This is a genomic window from Mucilaginibacter gracilis (assembly GCF_003633615.1).
Classification (GTDB): Bacteria; Bacteroidota; Bacteroidia; order Sphingobacteriales; family Sphingobacteriaceae; genus Mucilaginibacter; species Mucilaginibacter gracilis.
In genome coordinates, this window is the sequence record NZ_RBKU01000001.1 from 81,005 (window position 1) to 99,826 (window position 18,822).

The window sequence follows — 18,822 nt, forward strand, 5'->3', positions numbered from 1 at the left end:
TTGTAATTAATTTTTCCTCTTAAAGTATCGCACATAATCGATAAAGAAATCTTGCGGGAAGGATTGTTCGTCTACACCTTTTTGGCCACCCCATGTGCCGCCAACCGCGGTATTAATCAATAAATAAAAAGGCTTATTAAATGTGCCGTTAAGGATGGCATAATCTTTAAAAACGTAGCTGAAGTACTTTGTGTTATCAAAAAAGAAATCAATACGATCCTTATACCACTCTATGGCGTAAAGGTGATAGTTCTCAAAAATATCTTTTGTAACTCTTATCGTATCGCCCTTACTTATCTTATTTCTGTAAGCTTTAGGATCGGGAGAATAAGCGTGCATGGTACCATAGATATTTAAAGTATCAAAACCTACATGTTCCATAATATCAATTTCGCCCTTATTTGGCCAGGGCAGGTCGTTATCGCCTTTCATCCAGATTGCGGGCCAGGTACCTTTTCCTTCGGGTAGTTTGGCTCTTACCTCTATGCGGCCGTATAAAAAGTTTTTCTTACCAAGCGTCATTAAACTGGCCGAAGTATAATGGGCCCATTGTTGCTTTTGTTTCCAGTCATTAGCATCGGCCAAATAAGTTTGATTAGGTGATTCTTCTTTTATTGCTTTGATCAATAGCTTTCCTTGTTCAATGTACGCGTTTTTTGGGTTTGATGTATAGGTTTGGTATTCATTGTTACGTACAAAACCCAATTCGTAAACCCAGTTGTTTTTATCAGGTGTAGTGCCCGTATTAAATTCATCGTTCCATTCCAGTTTCCATTTACCTGGTTCGGATGCTGCTTTAATTTCAGGCTGTTTTTGAGCCTGGCAAGCCATAGCCGTTGTTAATAGTAAAAGTGTTATTTTAAAATATTTCATCAGGTATTATGTTCTTATTTCTTTTCCAAAAGGGTTTATCTTTTGCCTTTCACTTTACACTACTTAATAAATGGATAATGCTTTTTCTTTGTCGTAAGCTATACAACAAACGTATCACTGCCGGTACTATAAAAAGGTTTGTGTTCAGATGCCTGTCAAATAATTCATAATGATCGCAGGCTTGAAAGATGCTCATCATCTGTTCATTGGTGAAGATATACGGGATAAACCCACTTATCTTTCGGGGAAGTCTCGGGATATAACAATCATAGCCGATCCTGCACATGTATTTACAGAACTCGGCCAGGGTACAATATTTATCATAGATGGTACATTGGCCATCGTTGATACGTGTGGCTCGCCAGTGTTCTACCTGTTGTTGGGTGATACCTAATTCGCTTACGTCATTATCAACAAAAAAGCTATCCAGTTCAAGTAGTATCCATTGTGCTCGTATTACGGCATAGCCAAGCCCGTTTTTTATGGCTATAAACTGCTTAATATAGGGGGCGTAGATACTTTGATAGTTTAACTCACTCATAAAAAACACCTCCTTTCTGTTCATAGAAACTGCTGGAAACTGGTGGAACATGTAATGCACATTGACTTAGAGATATCATATCTATCCGCAGGTAAGACATGGTAGTCTCTGTACTCTGATGCCCAAGGGCTTCGGATATTACAGGCATAGATTCCTTGTTTTCCAAAAAGCGGCAGGCAAGACTGTGGCGCATGGCGTGTGCCCCGTGTCGCCGGCCTCTGACATCTACTTTGGAGGTTTCAATAATACGTCCCAGCATACCGCTAACGGAAGTGTTTGTCACAGGAATATAGGGCGCACGCGTAAAAAGAAAGATCTTATCTGACTCACTATTTTTTCGCCCATATTTCAAATAATCTATAAGCGCTTCACCCACTTCTGTTAGCAAAGGAAGTTTGATCTCCTTGCCAGTTTTATACTGGGTAAAAGTGATAGCGTTTTGTTCCCAATCAAGATTGCCAAAACTCAAATTCGCTATATCTGATGCCCTGAGCCCTAAGCGTGTGGCCAGTAACGTCATTGCATAATTCCTCTTTCCCGTAGCATCTGATCGCTGAATGGATGCTTCTATTTGAGATACTTCATCTTTGCTATATACAGCAGGCAATTTTACTCCACGCGAATACTTGAAATCCTGAAGAACTAACGAAAGGTCGGTTGCTAATAGATGCTCCTTAAATAGATATTGCAGGAAAGCCCGGATCGACGATATTATAAATATCCTGTTGTTTGTGCTGGTGGAAATGAATGTGATGATCTGGGTTTCCTTGATGTTCTCCAAACTGGTTGTTTGTTGACTTTCCAAATAAAGAAACAACCTGTAAAGGGGGAGCCGATGCTCACTTATTGTTTTCTTTGACCTTCGTAACGATGCGAGGTGCAGTAAATAGTTTTCCATCGCAAGACCGATCTGCCCCGTGAACTTCCGTTCAAGTGGTTTGAAATGATGCCTTTTGATCGTACCTGTCTTTTGAAATTCGTTCAAGAAATTGATACTTCTGATGATGTCGTCCTGGTATCTGGAAATAATATCCCCGGTCACGATAGTACGCAGAAATTTCTCGCCCACAGTGGCGTCATAGCACGGTATCGCTTCTTTTTGCATGTATGGCATTAACTTATTAAGCCACAGAAATTTGTACATGCCAATTCGGGCAACAGAAAAACGCTGCCGTTCAAAGTGCTGAATGCATTGGTTAATTAACTCTTCAAATGTTTCCATTGATTACTATTTTAAATTGTGTGGGCAATATTGCCCGCACAAATAAAATAGCGCGATAGTATTATGTAAACTGATTATGTAAAGTAGAGGCTTAAACACAGTCGGTTAACCTGTTTTACGACGTTGCTTTACATAATTTTTTGCTTTCCATAATCACCGCATTGTAAAAGCCAAATAAGGTGTTTTTTGTAGTCGCTTCCAATTGGCTCGGGCTGCTAAAGCTATAGTCAAAAACAGCAGATACGGTATTGTTAAACTGGCTGCTTAACTCGCTTTCCCTGCCTGTGGTCAGTAGCTGATAGGTCTCTTTGTTCGGCACCATGGCCAGTTGTATCAATCGCTTTAACTCCGGGTCGCTGATACGGATGCGTGACCAGCGGTTAAAAATAGCCCCCAGTTCTGTACTTAACTGGTCGGTCAGCCCCAACATTTTATGCGCCGTTTTCAGCTTTTCGGCTGCACTGGCGGTATGCCGTATTTTTATCGCATTTTGGCAATTCTGTAAAGCGGCGTTCAAGGTATTGGAACACCAAATCCGTATTGGTGTAAAGGCAATGGTAATGCTGCCCGTACCGTCATGCGTGGATGACAAAAAAAGATAAGGGTCGATCAGGTCATCCCGGCCGATGCGGATATGTTCAGGCAGTTTTGCGGTAATAAATGTCGTGCCGCCAAAGCCTAAACTGCCTGCATAATCGAATTTGATGGAACCATAAGCCTTGATGGTCTCATCAAAAAAGGCAAATGCTTCGGTATTTTGTACCACCTGGTAATCTGCGCCGATCTTGTCGCCCAATATGGCTTCCGTGTCCGTCCGAAAGGTAAAGAAACTGTTGTCTGAAATGATATTGTTACCGCTTGGCAGGGCGTGTAAATTCGGGTGTTTACAAACGGTAAAATCTAACTTCGCTTCCTGTATTGCTTCTGCGCTGGTCTTGCAATGGCTGACTTTTGTTCCCAATATCTGCCATATCTGGGGTTTAACCCCGTTGTGTAGTGTGTTCATGCTTTTTTTAATTTATAGTCCATAAATTTCAGTTCGTGTATTTTCACCTTTTTGGTGTTGCTGATGGTACAGGTGGCTGTTTGCTGTATCTCGGTAATTGCCTCGTGTACGTGCTTATGTTTGGTTTGAATGGTCGCTTTGACCAATAGAAAAATGGTATCGTACATCGGTTATGAATTATAGGAATTGATAAAATCTGTCAGTTCCCGGTTAAATGCGCCGGGGTTGTCCTTCGCCAGTTGCTCGGCGTAACCCTCCCAAAAAATTTGGTTGGTTAAATCAATAAATATTTCTAACATCGCTATAGATTTAAGATGAGGAAAGTCTTAAATAATGCCCCCTGTTTGGTTTTTGGGGAACAGGGGGCATTGCCATTTAAGCAGGAATAGTAATACCCGCTTCGATCTGTGCCAGTTTGTCTACGCAAAGGGCGTTTACATACTGCGCTACATGAAAGATGATCACCGGGTTCTTGGTCGTAAAGGTTCTGCCTTTATCATCTTCAATGGTTAGTTCACAACGGGAGAATTTAGTCGTGCCGCTCAATTCTGTTTCTTCATCCTGTGCCACTTCGAATGCTTCCAAATTAGTGATGGTTTCTAATAGCTTGTCCCGTTGAACCTTACGGCGGTGCAATTCTTCCACCAGTTTTAAAGTGCCTTCCAAATTCAGGACAGGTTTTACAACTTCCGCAGCTTTTGGCGCTTCTGCTGTTTTAGCGGGTTCTGCTTTAGGCTGTTCCACAGGTTTATCCGTTTCAGGCTTCGCCCGTTCGTCAGGTTTTGCACTATCCTTGTTTACCGGGTTACCCGCTACAAATCGCGGGGTTTTGTTTTCTGCCGTTACGGGATTTGAGTCGTTTACATTGGTGTTAGTTGTTGCTTTTTTGTTTTCTAATTCTGCGGTTTTCATAATCTTTATTTTTTAAATGTTTACTAATTTTTAATACTTGTTTTGTCCTTTGTGCAGGTTTGCGGTTTTTGTTGTTTCTGCCCGCCGTGGCGGGCCTCTGCCGTTTGCTGTTTCCATATGCTTCTTTTAAGTGTGCTCGCATGCGCTCGCTCTCGCTTTTTATTAAGCACCTCACCTAAATAAGCCTGACGCTAAGGCAAGCCTTTTGGAAAAAAAATACGCTGCCAACACCCGCCGCGATAGCGGCAGCCAATGAAAGAAAGCAGGAAGATTTTTTTTCCAAAACCGGAGGCCCGGGCTTGCCGTGCGGCAGGCTTTTGAGAACTTTGATTAATAAAAGGCCGAGAAAGGGCTTAAAAAATGATTTAAGCAAGCGAAGCCGTAAAAAAGAAAAGCAGGGGCGATAGCCGGTGCTTCAATGCGGGGAAGCGGCTGAGTTGAGGAACGAAAGGAAGCGGCTGCAACCGCTGGCCTTATCAAGCCGGCGGCGGCTTGATGATAAACATAATGAAGATTGATATGTTATCAGCTACTGAATATGAGCTTAAGGCATTTCAGAAACAAGCCCCCATGGTTCAGGCGTAAAGTTGATGAAAGTTTACCCGGTTATATTCGGCGCTTTCTTAGCAACGTCGTTACGATGTATCCCAATGCCCGGATTTATGGGTTAAGATATTACTGGGATCACGATTACAGGATGTATTGTAAATGGAAAAAATGTAAGCGTAAAGAACTTTCTATCAGAAAAAAAAGAGAAGGGCGGTATTTCCGCAAACATAGGTGGGAAATAAAGCAACAGTTGATCGATCGGGACGGACAGTTATGCAATCATTGCCGGGAGCCTTTTGAGTGGCGGCAATTGACATTCGATCATATTATCAGGTTGGAAGATGGCGGAACAAGTGTTTTAGAAAACCTTCAACTCCTTTGTGTTCCCTGCCACGAAGCAAAAACCCAACAGGAGCATTTACTTTTAAAAGAGATAAAATTGCTATCTGCGACTCCAACAAAATAATTCTTTCAGCCGGGCCGCGGCTCATATCCGGTAGCGTAAAATGATTGCCTTGCCAATAGCTTCGGCCACCGCATCGGAAATACCACTGTCATTTTCAAGCACCCGCCAGCTGCGGCCCTGGCGTACCAGCGTCACTACCTGACCGTTCACCTCCACCGGGATTTCTTCCGTGGCCTTAACCAGCGCCGCAGGTTTCACCAGTTTAAAAGCATGATCTTGCCCGCCTATCGTGATCCGCAGCGATTGTCCCATAGCTGCAAAAATAAAAAATTCAGCAAAAAAAAAATGCCCCGCCGGTTAAAGCGGGGCAAATTCCAAAGACAATCCCGTGTGGTGTTGTGCCGGGTAAAGATAGCGATTCCGCTATTTTTTCAATGCAGATTTTTTCAAACTTGTCACTTCTGCCCGGCCTTCATGCGACAGTGTTTTGATGCCGGACAAGGCTTTGCGCAGGCGGACACCTGCGGACTGATTGCCTTTGGCGTAAAATTTGGTGGCATCTGCTTCGCTTGCATTGACTAATGCTTTCAGTTTTTCAAACGTGTTCATGATTTTTATTTTATGGTGAATATTTATGAATTAATTTTTTTATTAAGACAATTTGAGCCTTAGATCCCCATGCTTTGGTCTTCGCCTTTTTCCTTACCCTTTCCTTTATCCTTCCCGAGGTCCAGGTTTTGGGCAGGCGCTTTCTGGTACAGTTCCCGTTTCATTTTATCGCCTTTACCTGTATAGAAATCCAGGGTTTTGAATTGTGGCCTGGCCTCCATTTGCACTTTCTGCTCTTTATTGTCCTTGCCGGTTACCGTAACATCCACACGGTCGCCGTTCTTGAGCGCCTGCAAAATAGCCGCCTTCTGCGCAGGTTCGCCCAGTTCCTTGATCTTGAACTTGTTCAGGGTCTTGTCCAGATCAAAGCCGAAATTGGGATCGTTCATCTGTTTTAGCTTATAATTGCCGTAATCGTCTTTGGCCTGGTCAAAGTCCAGCTTGATCCAGGCGCGGTAGCCTTCGCCGCTGGCAGGGTTGAGCATATTATCCCGATGCACCGTGCGGCCCTGTACCATATTGGCGGCCTGCTGCGCGGTGAAGCCAACGCCTTTTTGTACGTAAAAGGTCTGGCTGACGGCATTACCGAAATAAGCCTGCTTAAAATCGGGGTTGACGTAATTGACCGTACCGTTCTCCTTGCTGGCCAGGTTCTTTTTAGCTTCCGGGCTTTCACCCATGGCCAGTTCGCTATTGCCTTTTTGTTTTTTAAAGAACGCTACAGCTTCGTAACCGCTGTCAAAAGTTTTAACCAATGGTCGTTCGGGGTTCTCCTTATTCTCCGTCAATACCATATATTGTTGACCGGGAACCGCAGGCGGGATCTTTCCGGCTACGGCTTCAAACTTATTCAGGTTGTAATATTCTGATTCGTTTGATTTACGCAAATGCAGGGTGAGGTCCACCGGCAGACCGTTATCACCGGGCAATTGCTCCCTGACGTTAAAATAACCCGTCCCGGTCCGCATCTGCGGTTCCAGTTGGTCAATACTTTGCTGGCTGAACCCCAGGTTCGCCGCTTCTTTTTTGATGTCTTCCAGATTGTTCAGATTCATATTTTGATGATTTAAATAGTTAGCATTAGCTTGTTTGATCTCTTCCAGCATTTCAGCTGTACTGCGGTAGTAGACCGGGAATTCCGCATCGCCCGGCAAATTGCCCCCACCTGCCTTGAGTTCCCAGTGATCCAGCGCGGCCCCCAGCGTATCAAAAAACTCCAGCTGGTGCGGCTGCAAATCCATATCCGTCGGGCGCATTTCAAATACGACATGGGACAGGCCCACATCCTCGGCATCTTCCAGCAGGTTAATGATGGCCTGTGCATGTTTGGTTTCCAGGTTCATATCAATTTTTGTTGACACGGAGCAATACGGGCGTATTACCTTTCAGCTTCACCCTGATCTTTTTTACCTTTTTGGATAACAGCCCTGTTGCAGCGGAAATGCCTGCCGTTGCCGCCTGTGTGCCGATGGATTGATCCATGGAAAGAAACTGCATATTGGACAAAGCGTTTGCGGTGCCGTTTCCCGCTGCTTCGCCCAGTTCCGCCTCCGGTGCATCGATACCGGCGAGGCCGTCCAGGGAAAACACCGTCAGGTTGACCGGGATAATGGCTGTTCCCAGCCGGATATTTCGGATTTCGAGCAATAAGCGCTGGTTGGTTACACTGCAGGCGCCGAACAATAATTGGCCTTTGGGAATCAATAATTTACCGATGCGTAATGTATCCAGCAGCTTTAATTTCACCACGCCGCCCGGCGCGACTTTTTGGTTGCCCTCAATGACCGCCGGGACTGCCCTGAAAGCCGTATCTTTCCTGCTGAGCGTATCGGCCTGTTGCTTTAGCGAATTTGCAACCCGTTCCGGGTGTTGCAGGTCCAGTAGCTTATCCATCAGGCCGTCCAGTTGCTTCATTTCGGGGTCTTCCGTATTGCCCTGCTTCATCGCATTGACTATCTGCTGCAATTTCCGGGTTTGTGTATCGGTGGTACCCGCATTGCTATACCGGGGTACGGCAGGTGCAGGCCGGTTCACTTCCCTGTTGATCTGCGCCAGCTTTGCATTGATCTGTGCGACGCTTTCGTCGGGTTTTGGCTTGGCAACCGAATGTGCTGTATCAAAGCCCATCCCCGCAAGGAAACCGGAAGCATCATGTTGCCTTGCACTGATCGAATCCCGTTTTTGTTTTTCGTACAGGCTCAGCTTATCGTCAGGCGCTTTCCCTTTTTCAAAGGTCGCGCCGGGCAGGCTGGCATTAATGCCGGGATGGGCAGTGGTTGCAGTTTGATCACCCTTGCCGCCGCCCATGCCATAAAAAACGAGGGCCAGTAGCGGCAGGACGAATAAGGGCAGGAAAAGCAGGAATTTGCGTTTTCGCTGGAATTGAATGGTTGGTTGTTCCATAATGTTATTTTCTTAAATGGTTAATAAATCGACCTGATGAGCAGCCATAAACTCGCCCCGCCAAAGAGCAGGCAGAACAGAATCAGCGCAATGAGCTTTGAACTGGTGTTCCAGTATTGCGTTTTGCGGGCCAGGTAGCCGGAAATCCGCAATTGCAGTTTGATAATTCGGTTGGCGATCCCCTGCGCGGCGGCTTCGCCTTTGTGGCTAAGCGGCCTTTGTTTTCTTTTTAACTTCCACATGTTTATTTGCCGTTAGGGTTGATGTCTTTGTTTTCCAGCGTCTCCCATTTTTCGATGAGGAAACCGTGTGGGTTATTATCACTGCGCGATACGTTACGGGCGTAACCCTGCGTGACCAGGCTGCGGCTGATTGTACCGCTGCTCCGGATCAGCTTTTCCGTGGCAAAGCATTTAAAGTAAAAGGGATACTGGTTCATATCCAGTTGCACGCTGTCGACCTGTACCTGCTGCGAGATATTGCCGGAGATCATTCCTGCATAGAAATTGCTTTCCTTCAGGTTATCATAAGCAGTCTTGGCGCTGCCATCGGCTAAATACAGTGCTTTCGTTACCGTTGCCTGGATTTGTTTATCATCCGGGTCCAGCGTAAAAAAATAATGGTGGAACATGCTGATATGATCCCTTAGCTCTACCGGAATATTTTCCTTCCGGTCGGCTGCAAAAGCTTCCAGCGCTTTACCATTGGCCAGGATATAAATATGATTTTTATAGTTCTCGGTAGACTGGTAGCTTTTATAGATGGCAAACCCCGAGATCAGCGTACAGGCGACGATCAGCAAATAGCTGAAGCGCTTGATATGCTGGAATGCCGTATCGATGTTTTTGAGTTGTGTGAACATAAGCCCCTCCTAAATCCTCCCCGGTAGGGAGGACTTTTTTATTGGTTAATAATTGGTTATTTATCGCTCCCGGAAAGCTTATCCTTTTGGTATTCTTTTCCGCCGCCGTTATAGCCTTCCACTTACGGAACACTTTTATTGCCCCGACGATCCCCAGGATCGCACCGATAGCATACATCAAATTGCAACCTGCATCGAAGTAGCCCTTGACCATCGTGGTGGCTTGCTGGATGCCCGCAGCGCCGTCCTGTGCCTGGGAGCTAAAAGCCAAAAGCATAAGGCTGAAAGCAAGCAATAGCCCATTTTTATTTAAGCGCATAACACCTCCAGTTCTGCGTCGCTGATGTCGAACGCTACGTTTTCGCGGATGTAATCGTTAATGGCGGCCTTATTGCTGACCTGCGCATATTTATCGGCCACTGCGCTGAACAGCTCCAAAAAACCGTCTTTGCCGCCGCCGGTCTGTTCCAACTGGTAAAAAATGTATTTCAGTTCTTCGAGTACATCGGGCACCAGCCCCAATGCTTCGTCCTTGTTTTCCGGCCCGAAATGCAAGTCCTGCATACCCACCGTTTCCATCCCTTCGGGTTCCCTGGCTTGTCCCATCAAGCCGTCCGGTTCGTTTTCCATTTCCTCCTGCCAGGCTCTTTCATCTTCCTTCGGCTTGCCCTTAAAAAGGTTTTCTAATTCCCCGCGGTAATACAGTACCGCTACCGCCAGGCACCATAGCCCGGCCAGTACGCTTGCAGTTATCAGGAACTGCGGCCAACTGATCGTATGTAACATAGGATTTGCTTTAGCCCCCGGCTCCATTGCCGGAGGTAAAGCAAAAGTGGCCGTCCGTCCTCTGGGCAAAGCCAAAGCCGGAACCGGCGGGGAAAGAATTATTATTCTTTATGGGTGCTTTCGCTTAGGTTTAAGCGAAAGATCATCCTCGACACGGCGCATGATCGCGTCCCGCATCTGGTCCAGGTAATTCGTCGGGCTTAATACCTTGCGTTCCTTGACCTCGGTAAACCTGCGGTAAAAGCGGTCGAGCTTTACCTTAAAGATCTCTTCGAAGAAATTAGCGATCTCCTGTAATTCCGCCTTACCATGGTTAAGCTGTTTCGTATCATAAAGCCCATAGATCACCTCCACCAAATTGCAGGCATCGCCCGTCCAGCGCAGATCAATATCCCTGATGCCCAGGTCGGGCAAACGCACTTCCTCCAGTAAGCGTTCCTTTAAACGCTCATAAGCCATGATCTTGGCAAATACATAATCGCAGCAGGTCGAAAACTCCGGGTCGATCTCTGCCAGTTCGGGCAGGATGATTGTTTCCAGTGATTTGCCGCGGATAAAAGCCACATGGTCTATTTCTGTAGCTTTCATTTTATAATAATGGTGAAAGAAGGCCACCATTTCGAGGTAACGGTCAATGGCCCTGATCTCATTAAGGAAATAATGATTCACCATTTCATCATCACCCACTGGTAAGCGGCGAATGATATGCTGCCATTCGGTATGATAAATATACCAGCTCATTAATTCCGGCTTGGCTTCTTTGAAACACCAGATCTCCTCTGCATCATCTTTGAAACCTTTTTTAACCACGTAGTCCCGCAGTTCCTTTAAATACTTCTTGATACAAGCGATACTCGCTGCCAAACGATCCATACCGTCCGTATAAGCTTCCGCGACCTTTGCCATCTCTCTTAAAAACTCCGCATAACGCTCCTCATAATACTTCCTAAGCATAATAAAAACAGATTAGTAAAATACCGGTTGCCCGGCGGCGTCTCCGCTACCGTAAACAACAACCGGCCATGCGTAATCATTTTTCCATAGGCTTTATTCGCATTGGTTGTAAGCAAAAATGCGGGAGCTTGCCGCATAAAAAAAAGAGTGCGATAACTGAATTTTCTTTTTCAGTTATTGCACCCTTTTTATTTTAAAAAAATCCGTTCTGTACCTTAGAGGTCGAGCTTTTTTACCAATACGATACGGTTGCTCGTGCCCACTTTGCGATAAACACTTTGCGCCCTTGATTCTACTGTACGCTTAGAGATAAATAATACATCGGCGATCTCCTCGTAGGTTTTGCCCTGGGCGATCAATAGGGTGACCTCGGCCTCTTTATGGGTAAGGCCATAGGCGATGCATTTCAATTCAAATGCTGACAGGTTCTCGTTAAGGGCTGGCGATAGGGGTTGCCCACTTTTTGCCTTTTTAGCCAGACGATCCCTGATCAACAGCAAGGCAACTACGCAGCCAGTGAAAAAATTGACCCCAATACTTGCCCAAATTGTGCTGACATAGAGGGCCGCACAGTTGTAAATTAATAACAACAAAACAACGAAGGTGATCCGCCAGTGCCTGCGGTCCTCCGGCCTGAAATAAAAATGGAATAATTGCCAGGTCAGGTACAAAACATCGATAAGGATCATTAAGGATGAAAAAATGGGCAGTTGTAATTTGATCGTTCGCATAGGTTTCAGATAGGTATTTTTTAATTAATTCCTACTAAACCGGAGGTGTTCACGGCACATGGATTTGATGTATAAAGTGCTTTTTAACCTGCCGGAGAAGCAGTGGTTTATTTTAAATTACCTGTAAAAGCACGGGCAAGACATATTCCGCTGAAAGAACGACTAAGAACCCGCAAACAGAATAGCAAGCCCGCACTTTCGCAGGCGTTGCACTTGTTCCCGTTTGCGGTTTTTGAATTAGTCGTTCTTGTCAGCAGGAAGCGTAGTGACGCTTAAATATGATATGTTAAAAAACCTATGTCTGTGTCGTATTATAAATGTTAACCGGCTGTAAAGATAAAAAAATGCCGTTATCTATTTTATAGCTTAAAAATTTCAGTTCGGTGTTAAAGTTGTTTTTCATAAGCATTATTGTTTCATATCCATCAAAACTCAAAATAATACTTCCCGAAATCAACCCATTAATGGTTTCTCGCCGCAGGTTATTAATTACGGAGAAATATTTTAACTATCGTATAAACCATTTAATCCTACCTGCCTTTAGCAGTTTGGTCCTTGCCAGTTTTAATGTCTTTTCTTTGATTAACAAAAACGTGGATAGTTCCGGATCTGCAAGTAACTTATGGTATCGTGTCAAGAATTCAGGATAGTTGATATAAAACCATTCCACTACGATCAAAGCTTCCTTATTAAGAATTGCGCGCATTTCCAGCTCTTTCTTATGCCAGTAACCTAAGATCAATTTGGCCAGTTCGTGCGTTTCAGGAAAAGTCGAATAAACCTCCCGCATTTGCTGGTAAGTAACTTCGAGTAAACGTGCGCCAGGTGTTGCATACAGATACAGGCCCGAGGCTTCCCGGGCCTCAAAACTATCACTTGACACGATACTGTCCTTTTTATAAATGCTTAGCACTTGTCTGCCCTGGTTTTCTATTTCCTTTAGAATAATGACAAATCCCTCATAGATGTAATAGGATTTATCAATCACGCGCTGCGGGTTAAAAAGCATTTCACCTGCCTTTGGGTTAACTTGTTTTGGCTCCATCACATTTCCTAAATGCTCGTATAATAATGGACGCTGTTCCCTGAAACTGTTTAGGTGCGCGGCTAACTTTTCTAATGCATCCTGGTGCCAGGACAATTCAATATAGTTTTTCATAAGGTTGTATTACAGCAGGTAGGGGAAACTGCTTTGATATAAGATTTAGGTAGAAAGGTCTAAGCGGTGTATTTAAACTTTAAAAAGCGTACCCGGTGATCAGGCACCAGGGTACGCTTAATTTTAATTAACCACTAACTCACTATTATTAACTCGTATAAAGAACGCGTGTCCCGCAAATGCCGACCCGGTTAGTGAGGGTCATCATCTTTGGATATTTTTAACTATTTAGATATTTCAGGTTATGCAGCATATCTCTGACCATCGCTGGCAGATCATATTGCGGCTGCCAACCCCAGTCGTTCCGCGCATGCCGGTCATCCACACTGGTCGGCCAGCTATCGGCGATCAGTTGCCTGGAATCGGGTTTATAAAACATTTTAAATGTTGGCAGGTGTTTTTCGATTTCCATAGCCAGCTGTTCCGGCGTAAAGCTCAAAGCGTGAACATTATAGCCGGTTCGTACCGTTAATTTTTCTACCGGAGCATCCATCAGTTCCAGCGTTGCCCGAACCGCATCCTCCATATACATCATCGGTAAAGCAGTATGTGCTTTGATAAAGCTGGTGTACTGGCGGTATTTCAGTGCCTGGTGAAAAATATCCACGGCATAGTCGGTAGTCCCGCCACCAGGTAAAGCCGAATGGCTGATTAACCCAGGATACCGGATACTGCGCACATCCACGCCATATTGCTCACTGTAATAATGGCACCAGAGTTCCCCGGCCACTTTGCTGATCCCGTAAGCCGTCGTTGGTTCCGTGATCGCATATTGCGGACTAAATGCCTTTGGCCCAGTTGGCCCAAACACCGCAATACTGCTTGGCCAGAAAACTTTCAACTGATCCGATTTAGCAATGTCTAATACATTCAATAAGCCCTTCATGTTCAAATCCCAGGCTACCAAAGGCTGTTTCTCACCACTGGCAGACAACATTGCCGCCAGATGGTAAACCACCCCGATCTTTTCCTTCAGCACCAGCGTCCGTAGCTCCAGCTTATCCATGACATTTAGCAGCACGTAAGGCCTGCTGTCAAACGGTGTATCCGCCAACGGGCGAATATCTGCCGCCAGCACCTGATCCTGGCCATATTTTGCCCTTAGCGCCGCCGTTAGTTCCGTCCCCAATTGCCCGCAAGCACCGATCACTAATATCTTGCTCATTATTGAAATCGATTCAATCCTTTACGTTAAACAGTTCATCCAGTTTATCATACAAATCATTTGTTTCACCGTGATATAGCTGCACAAGACGACCCTGCGGGTCAATCAGCACCTTGGCAGGGAAACCACCATCAATGGCATATTTTTTTTGGATACCGTCCACCGTTTCATGATTGAGAATCTGCGTCCAGTCCAGCTGATATTTCCTTATTGCCGCACGCAACGCTTTTTCATCATCCCGGCAGGCGATACCTACAAATTCAATTTTACCCGCATATTTATCGTGATAAATTTTCATCCTTGGAAAACCGGCCACGCAGGGCGGGCACCAGGTACCCCAGAAATCCAACAGCACATATTTTCCCTTCAGGGAAGAAAGGCTAAATTGTTTGCCCGTGCTGGTAGTTGCCGAAAAACTAAGCACCGGTTGACCAGACCTTGTATTTTTCTTGCCTTCAATTGCCTGTGCGATCAGCCGCATGATACGCGTATCGCGAAATTTTGCGTCAATACAATTGTAAATTGAATCTAACAGCGCTGCATCCTGTATGCCGGGAAGCAAATACTCCCCAAAAACATAAGCAGATATGATATTATCTGTGTTAGCTAAAACAAAAGCTTTAGCAGTCTCGATTTGCAGCTTATCGATCAGTAGGCTTGTTGCCCGTGTTATCCGTTGGTCGGCAATCGCCGGGTTACCGGACCTTACCTTGCTTATTTGTTCACGCAGTTTTATTAGCGGATCATTCCATTTGGCAAACTCGTCAAATTTGTCCTCATATTCGGGATAAGTCATCGTAACCGCACTATCCATGATGGTAACTTCTCCCTTTTCCACAAAAAACTTTTTGTAAAATTCTTTGTGGTTTTTATCATGAACCGGCCAGGCAAGGATGGCATAAGCCAGCGATCTTCCCGGTTTACGCTTAAAATAAAACTCGCCGTTATTTGTCACAAGTGTATCTACATTGATACCGTCTGTTAGCCTGACCTGCAACGTATCCGCCAAACTCAGCTTTCCTTTGACAATTAAATCCTGAGCACTCACTTTTAAGGCACTAAGCAAAAGGACAGCGCAGATCACCAAAATTTTATTCATACCCTTTTAACCAATTATTTCTTCACTTACAGCAATCCCACGCCTGGAAGTACAGGCTTTTATCTTTGCAGCGGTAGCATCGTAGTCGGATATGGTTTGTTCTAAACTTAACAGCAGCTCCCGGTACTTTTGATAGTTTCTTTTTATCGCTTCCTCCAACTGCTGTGCTTTATTATCGCCATAAGGCAAGTTGCTCAGCTTGTAAAGGAGCAGACTATGTTCGTTGATGGATATTTTTTTGAGTGCCCTGTTTATAAAATATCTTCCGGTTTGATTGCGTCATTTTCTTTTTTGTAAATCAGTTTTTTGCGATGGCCCTGCTCGTCGGTTATATAACACTGGTTATTGTTAATGAGTAGGCCCGCGCGTTTGCCTTCATGTTCATTTACATCAATTCCGATTACTTTTCCATTGTAATAACTGGCAATATTTCTTGCCAGGATGGTATGGCCGACAATGATCTGCTTACAGCCATAAAAAGCCAATGTACTGTCGATGGTCGCGGAAGTCGCGCGTGGTTCCATAAAGTAACCCCGGTACCAGAACGGCCCGTCTTTGCCAAAAAGCGGTGCTACGTTTGCCGGTAGTTCCTTCCGGGGTTGATCATAAAATGACCTGCATGAGCTATTGAGTTTCTCTAATGGCATCCGCAAGGCATTGATCTGAGGCGAAATTCCCCCATGAAGAAGAAGCCGGTCTCCGATCTTTTCTACAATATTTTTTGTTCGGAGCCAACGGCCCAATTCCGTTTTTGCTGAAAAGAGTTCCGAATAGGTTAGATTTAGCTTACTGGCTGTATTAAAATATTTTTGGTCTACATAACGAAAATCACCGCTGAGGTTCATGATATCATGATTACCTAAGATCGTATGTACATAACCGCCTTTACTTTTAGCTTCCTGTTCTAATTTATAGAGCAGCCACAAATAGGGAACCACGTCTTTACCCCGGTCAAAGAGGTCACCGCAGATCACCAAATGGCCTTTACCAAAGATCCAGTTGTATTTACTGTCGATTATTTTGTTGGCGATCAGTAAACCACGAAAGGCTTCAAACTCTCCTTCAATGTCTGAAACCACAAACAGTTTATTAACGGGAGCATATTGCACCGGCTCGTTGCGCAAAATTGATTTGAGCCTGCAATTAAAGTCCCATAACGGGTGTCCGTTAAAATGGATCTTGATAGTGGTTTTTGCTTTCTCGGTAATCGGTAAACTATCACTTGTTACTTTTTCATTATTTACTGATTTGACCCATATGCTTTTACCGGAATAATATACATAAGGGCCGTCATTGTCGCCTGACGATGTAAAGCTTCCATTAAATTTATAACTACCAGGGCCAACTTTGATACTGTCTTTTCCCGGTACATAAACGATGGCTTTGGTGTTTTTTGGAATGGTGACTTTTAAGATGACTTGTTTGCCTTTCAATTGCCATGATGACCTGATCAATCCATATTGACTTTTGTAAGTCGCTTTCGCCCAGGTCAGGTTTCCACCGATCTCGGGGCTAATTCGGATCGTTTTATAGCCGGGTGAAGTAGCTTGAATCCCGGCTATGTTTTCATAAAACCATTGTCCGACTGCGCCGTATGAAAAATGATTGAAGGAAGTTTCCTGTACGCTACCATCTGGCCGTATCGCATCCCAGCGTTCCCAGATCGTAGTAGCACCTTTGGTGACCGGGTAAAGCCAGCTTGGGCATTCTTGCTGCAATAGTAATTGATAGGCAAGGTCGCTGTAGCCGAATTTGCTGAGTACAGGAAGCAGGTAAGGCGTTCCTAAAAATCCGGTTGCCAGTTTGTTGCCATTGTCTTTTATCTTTTGGGCCAACAAGGCGGCGACCTTTGGCCTTTGTTCTTCCGGCAGCAAGTCAAAGGCCAATGCCAGGACATAAGCCGTTTGGGTTTGGATGGCTTTGGTATCAAAGTGTCCGTAAGCTTTGGTATAAGCGCCTTTGATATTTTTCAGTAATGCGGTATAGCTTTTTACGTCACGGTCATTATGTAAAAGGCTTGCGGCTTTAATGAGGTTTTCCGTGGAATGGATATAAAAGCATTGGTCAATGTAATGAAGACTCGTAGAATCTCCTAAAGCATACCAATCCCCATAACCGTTTACTTCCCAAAGGTTATCCGGACTTTGCTTCTTGATAAAATCTACCCAGGCCTTCATGGAACTGTATTGGCGTTGTAAAACGTTTTTGTCACCGTACATTTCATACATGGTCATGGGTATAATCGTTGAAGCATCTCCCCAGCCTGCTACACCACCTTTCTTTTCTAATGTATGCGTATAAACATCAGGGATGATATTCGGCAAACCGCCGTTCTTCCCTTGATCAGCTGCCAAATCCTGCAAATATTTGCTGTAGAAATTCAGGACGTTGGCGTTTAAAGCGGCTGTCCTGGAAAACACCTGTGCATCTCCTGTCCAGCCCAGGCGTTCGCTCCTTTGCGGGCAGTCCGTAGGGATATCCATGAAATTGCTTTTCATACTCCAAAGGATGTTATGCTGCAACTGGTTGATCATCGGATTAGAGCAGGCGAAAGTTCCAGTAGGCTTTATATTTGAATAGAGCGCTACAGCCGTGCAATTATCTTTATTGATTTTTATGCCGATCACCTTCGCGTAGCGAAAGCCATGATAGGTAAAGTGCGGTTCCAATACCTGCTCTTTTCCATTCAGTACGTAAACATCTTCTGCCTTGGCGTCACGCAGGTTGCCGGTATATAAGTTTCCCGCGCTGTCCAGTAATTCTGCATGGTAAACTTTGACCGTATCCCCGGCTTTTCCTTTTACCTTAAGCCGCACAAAACCAGCCAGGTTCTGCCCGAAATCAATGACCTGATTAGTTAAAATGTGCTTCGCCTTGAACACTTCGTGCCGGGTGACCGGTTCTGTTGTAGTAGGTACTAAACTGAATTTCTGCGGCATTAAGTATTTTACGGGCGATTCGTTGATGATATGGGTAAGCCTGGTATCCTGCATTTCGCCACCGTAAAAATCCGCATAGCGGGTCATGCCTGTTCCACAACTCCAGCTATCATCGGAGCTAATAATTTGTTGGGTGCCGTCAGTAAAGGTGACTACCAACTGTAACAGTAGACCTGCCTGCTTGCCGTAATTGTTCTGTTTGATATTGCCCCCGAATACGCCGCGATACCAGCCATCTGCAACTGTAACGCTGATATTACTTTTGCCCTTTTTTAATAAATTGGTTACATCATAGGTTTGGTATTGCAAGCGTTTATTGTAACTCGTAAAGCCAGGTGTGAAATAGGCATTTCCAACTTTGGTATTATTGAGCGTTGCTTCATACAAACCTAAAGCGGTTATATACAATTTTGCACTCTTGACCTGCTTTATGGTAATCCATGTTTTTGTAAAAACAGGACAAGGCCGACTAACCGTATCTTCCTGATAGGACGGACTGATCCATTGTGCTTTTGTAAACAGGATTGATTGGGCGCAACATAAGTTACACCCAATTAATAGCAAACAGCCAGACAATATGATTCTAGAGGCTTTCATTGACAGTTT

General features: G+C 44.8%; 23 protein-coding genes. 1 reads left to right on the plus strand and 22 read right to left on the minus strand.

The features are described 5' to 3' along the window. Window positions 1-6: 6 nt before the first annotated feature. From BDD43_RS00265 to BDD43_RS00285, 7 genes are all read right to left on the minus strand, one after another. The gene (locus BDD43_RS00265) at window positions 7-873 is read right to left on the minus strand and encodes a glycoside hydrolase family 16 protein (protein WP_121195574.1); all 867 of its coding nucleotides are present in this window, start codon (window positions 871-873) and stop codon (window positions 7-9) included. A 49-nt stretch (window positions 874-922) separates the two neighbouring features. Further along, entirely contained in the window at window positions 923-1,414 is a 492-nt protein-coding gene (locus BDD43_RS00270) for a hypothetical protein (RefSeq protein ID WP_162846940.1), read from the minus strand. Further along, on the minus strand, window positions 1,407-2,636 hold the full coding sequence (locus BDD43_RS00275) for a site-specific integrase (protein ID WP_121195577.1): 1,230 nt from the start codon (window positions 2,634-2,636) through the stop codon (window positions 1,407-1,409). The genes BDD43_RS00270 and BDD43_RS00275 overlap by 8 nt, the downstream gene beginning before the upstream one ends. A gap of 115 nt (window positions 2,637-2,751) precedes the next feature. After that, window positions 2,752-3,642, minus strand: a complete 891-nt coding sequence (locus BDD43_RS00280; protein WP_121195579.1) for a DUF932 domain-containing protein — start codon at window positions 3,640-3,642, stop codon at window positions 2,752-2,754. After that, the gene (locus BDD43_RS29815; protein ID WP_162846941.1) at window positions 3,639-3,809 is read right to left on the minus strand and encodes a hypothetical protein; all 171 of its coding nucleotides are present in this window, start codon (window positions 3,807-3,809) and stop codon (window positions 3,639-3,641) included. Before BDD43_RS29815 ends, BDD43_RS00280 begins: the two co-directional genes overlap by 4 nt. 3 nt (window positions 3,810-3,812) lie before the next feature. Next, a complete protein-coding gene (locus tag BDD43_RS30730) occupies window positions 3,813-3,941 on the minus strand; it encodes a hypothetical protein (protein WP_262707396.1) in 129 nt (42 codons plus the stop codon). Between the two features lie 76 nt (window positions 3,942-4,017). Next, window positions 4,018-4,554, minus strand: a complete 537-nt coding sequence (locus tag BDD43_RS00285) for a hypothetical protein (protein WP_121195580.1) — start codon at window positions 4,552-4,554, stop codon at window positions 4,018-4,020. 538 nt (window positions 4,555-5,092) lie between these two features. On the opposite strand from BDD43_RS00285, the gene BDD43_RS00300 reads away from it, so the two are divergent. Continuing rightward, on the plus strand, window positions 5,093-5,569 hold the full coding sequence (locus tag BDD43_RS00300) for an HNH endonuclease (RefSeq protein WP_121195585.1): 477 nt from the start codon (window positions 5,093-5,095) through the stop codon (window positions 5,567-5,569). Window positions 5,570-5,590: 21 nt separating this feature from the next. Here BDD43_RS00300 and BDD43_RS00305 read toward each other — a convergent pair whose 3' ends face one another. The 15 genes from BDD43_RS00305 to BDD43_RS00375 form a co-directional block, all read right to left on the minus strand. Then, on the minus strand, window positions 5,591-5,821 hold the full coding sequence (locus BDD43_RS00305; RefSeq protein ID WP_121195586.1) for a hypothetical protein: 231 nt from the start codon (window positions 5,819-5,821) through the stop codon (window positions 5,591-5,593). A 111-nt stretch (window positions 5,822-5,932) separates the two neighbouring features. Next, window positions 5,933-6,118 carry a histone H1 gene (locus BDD43_RS00310; RefSeq protein ID WP_121195588.1) on the minus strand — a complete coding sequence of 62 codons (186 nt, stop codon included), beginning with the start codon at window positions 6,116-6,118 and terminating at the stop codon, window positions 5,933-5,935. 59 nt (window positions 6,119-6,177) lie between these two features. Continuing rightward, entirely contained in the window at window positions 6,178-7,479 is a 1,302-nt protein-coding gene (locus BDD43_RS00315; RefSeq protein WP_147425533.1) for a hypothetical protein, read from the minus strand. After that, entirely contained in the window at window positions 7,463-8,521 is a 1,059-nt protein-coding gene (traM, locus tag BDD43_RS00320; RefSeq protein WP_121195590.1) for a conjugative transposon protein TraM, read from the minus strand. The genes BDD43_RS00315 and traM overlap by 17 nt, the downstream gene beginning before the upstream one ends. A gap of 20 nt (window positions 8,522-8,541) precedes the next feature. Next, window positions 8,542-8,763, minus strand: a complete 222-nt coding sequence (locus BDD43_RS00325) for a hypothetical protein (RefSeq protein ID WP_121195591.1) — start codon at window positions 8,761-8,763, stop codon at window positions 8,542-8,544. Between the two features lie 2 nt (window positions 8,764-8,765). Next, window positions 8,766-9,383: a conjugative transposon protein TraK gene (traK, locus tag BDD43_RS00330; RefSeq protein ID WP_121195592.1), complete on the minus strand. Its 618-nt coding sequence runs from the start codon at window positions 9,381-9,383 to the stop codon at window positions 8,766-8,768. Further along, on the minus strand, window positions 9,277-9,702 hold the full coding sequence (locus BDD43_RS00335) for a DUF4134 family protein (protein ID WP_121195594.1): 426 nt from the start codon (window positions 9,700-9,702) through the stop codon (window positions 9,277-9,279). The genes traK and BDD43_RS00335 overlap by 107 nt, the downstream gene beginning before the upstream one ends. Beyond that, entirely contained in the window at window positions 9,693-10,169 is a 477-nt protein-coding gene (locus BDD43_RS00340) for a hypothetical protein (protein ID WP_147425534.1), read from the minus strand. The genes BDD43_RS00335 and BDD43_RS00340 overlap by 10 nt, the downstream gene beginning before the upstream one ends. 108 nt (window positions 10,170-10,277) lie before the next feature. Beyond that, entirely contained in the window at window positions 10,278-11,123 is an 846-nt protein-coding gene (locus BDD43_RS00345; protein WP_121195596.1) for an RteC domain-containing protein, read from the minus strand. A 215-nt stretch (window positions 11,124-11,338) separates the two neighbouring features. Beyond that, a complete protein-coding gene (locus BDD43_RS00350) occupies window positions 11,339-11,854 on the minus strand; it encodes a helix-turn-helix transcriptional regulator (RefSeq protein ID WP_121195598.1) in 516 nt (171 codons plus the stop codon). Between the two features lie 508 nt (window positions 11,855-12,362). Further along, window positions 12,363-13,013 (minus strand): cyclic nucleotide-binding domain-containing protein, encoded by a 651-nt coding sequence (locus tag BDD43_RS00355; RefSeq protein ID WP_121195599.1) that lies wholly within the window; start codon window positions 13,011-13,013, stop codon window positions 12,363-12,365. 220 nt (window positions 13,014-13,233) lie between these two features. Continuing rightward, on the minus strand, window positions 13,234-14,178 hold the full coding sequence (locus tag BDD43_RS00360) for an NAD-dependent epimerase/dehydratase family protein (RefSeq protein ID WP_121195601.1): 945 nt from the start codon (window positions 14,176-14,178) through the stop codon (window positions 13,234-13,236). A gap of 13 nt (window positions 14,179-14,191) precedes the next feature. Then, the gene (locus BDD43_RS00365; RefSeq protein ID WP_121195602.1) at window positions 14,192-15,277 is read right to left on the minus strand and encodes a TlpA family protein disulfide reductase; all 1,086 of its coding nucleotides are present in this window, start codon (window positions 15,275-15,277) and stop codon (window positions 14,192-14,194) included. Between the two features lie 6 nt (window positions 15,278-15,283). Continuing rightward, complete coding sequence (locus BDD43_RS00370) at window positions 15,284-15,466, minus strand: hypothetical protein (protein WP_121195604.1); 183 nt, start codon at window positions 15,464-15,466, stop codon at window positions 15,284-15,286. Window positions 15,467-15,528: 62 nt separating this feature from the next. Beyond that, window positions 15,529-18,813: a family 78 glycoside hydrolase catalytic domain gene (locus BDD43_RS00375; protein WP_121195605.1), complete on the minus strand. Its 3,285-nt coding sequence runs from the start codon at window positions 18,811-18,813 to the stop codon at window positions 15,529-15,531. Between the last annotated feature and the right edge of the window lie 9 nt (window positions 18,814-18,822).

Excerpts from the sequence above, each read along its gene's own strand:
- BDD43_RS00365 (WP_121195602.1), bottom strand. The coding sequence starts at position 15,277 with ATGAATAAAATTTTGGTGATCTGCGCTGTCCTTTTGCTTAGTGCCTTA.
- BDD43_RS00305 (WP_121195586.1), bottom strand. The coding sequence starts at position 5,821 with ATGGGACAATCGCTGCGGATCACGATAGGCGGGCAAGATCATGCTTTT.
- traK (WP_121195592.1), bottom strand. The coding sequence starts at position 9,383 with ATGTTCACACAACTCAAAAACATCGATACGGCATTCCAGCATATCAAG.
- BDD43_RS00280 (WP_121195579.1), bottom strand. The coding sequence starts at position 3,642 with ATGAACACACTACACAACGGGGTTAAACCCCAGATATGGCAGATATTG.
- BDD43_RS00360 (WP_121195601.1), bottom strand. The coding sequence starts at position 14,178 with ATGAGCAAGATATTAGTGATCGGTGCTTGCGGGCAATTGGGGACGGAA.
- BDD43_RS00285 (WP_121195580.1), bottom strand. The coding sequence starts at position 4,554 with ATGAAAACCGCAGAATTAGAAAACAAAAAAGCAACAACTAACACCAAT.
- BDD43_RS00325 (WP_121195591.1), bottom strand. The coding sequence starts at position 8,763 with ATGTGGAAGTTAAAAAGAAAACAAAGGCCGCTTAGCCACAAAGGCGAA.
- BDD43_RS29815 (WP_162846941.1), bottom strand. The coding sequence starts at position 3,809 with ATGTACGATACCATTTTTCTATTGGTCAAAGCGACCATTCAAACCAAA.
- BDD43_RS00355 (WP_121195599.1), bottom strand. The coding sequence starts at position 13,013 with ATGAAAAACTATATTGAATTGTCCTGGCACCAGGATGCATTAGAAAAG.
- BDD43_RS00350 (WP_121195598.1), bottom strand. The coding sequence starts at position 11,854 with ATGCGAACGATCAAATTACAACTGCCCATTTTTTCATCCTTAATGATC.
- BDD43_RS00340 (WP_147425534.1), bottom strand. The coding sequence starts at position 10,169 with ATGTTACATACGATCAGTTGGCCGCAGTTCCTGATAACTGCAAGCGTA.
- BDD43_RS00335 (WP_121195594.1), bottom strand. The coding sequence starts at position 9,702 with ATGCGCTTAAATAAAAATGGGCTATTGCTTGCTTTCAGCCTTATGCTT.
- BDD43_RS00310 (WP_121195588.1), bottom strand. The coding sequence starts at position 6,118 with ATGAACACGTTTGAAAAACTGAAAGCATTAGTCAATGCAAGCGAAGCA.
- traM (WP_121195590.1), bottom strand. The coding sequence starts at position 8,521 with ATGGAACAACCAACCATTCAATTCCAGCGAAAACGCAAATTCCTGCTT.
- BDD43_RS00275 (WP_121195577.1), bottom strand. The coding sequence starts at position 2,636 with ATGGAAACATTTGAAGAGTTAATTAACCAATGCATTCAGCACTTTGAA.
- BDD43_RS00300 (WP_121195585.1), top strand. The coding sequence starts at position 5,093 with ATGAGCTTAAGGCATTTCAGAAACAAGCCCCCATGGTTCAGGCGTAAA.
- BDD43_RS00345 (WP_121195596.1), bottom strand. The coding sequence starts at position 11,123 with ATGCTTAGGAAGTATTATGAGGAGCGTTATGCGGAGTTTTTAAGAGAG.
- BDD43_RS00375 (WP_121195605.1), bottom strand. The coding sequence starts at position 18,813 with ATGAAAGCCTCTAGAATCATATTGTCTGGCTGTTTGCTATTAATTGGG.
- BDD43_RS00265 (WP_121195574.1), bottom strand. The coding sequence starts at position 873 with ATGAAATATTTTAAAATAACACTTTTACTATTAACAACGGCTATGGCT.
- BDD43_RS30730 (WP_262707396.1), bottom strand. The coding sequence starts at position 3,941 with ATGTTAGAAATATTTATTGATTTAACCAACCAAATTTTTTGGGAGGGT.
- BDD43_RS00270 (WP_162846940.1), bottom strand. The coding sequence starts at position 1,414 with ATGAGTGAGTTAAACTATCAAAGTATCTACGCCCCCTATATTAAGCAG.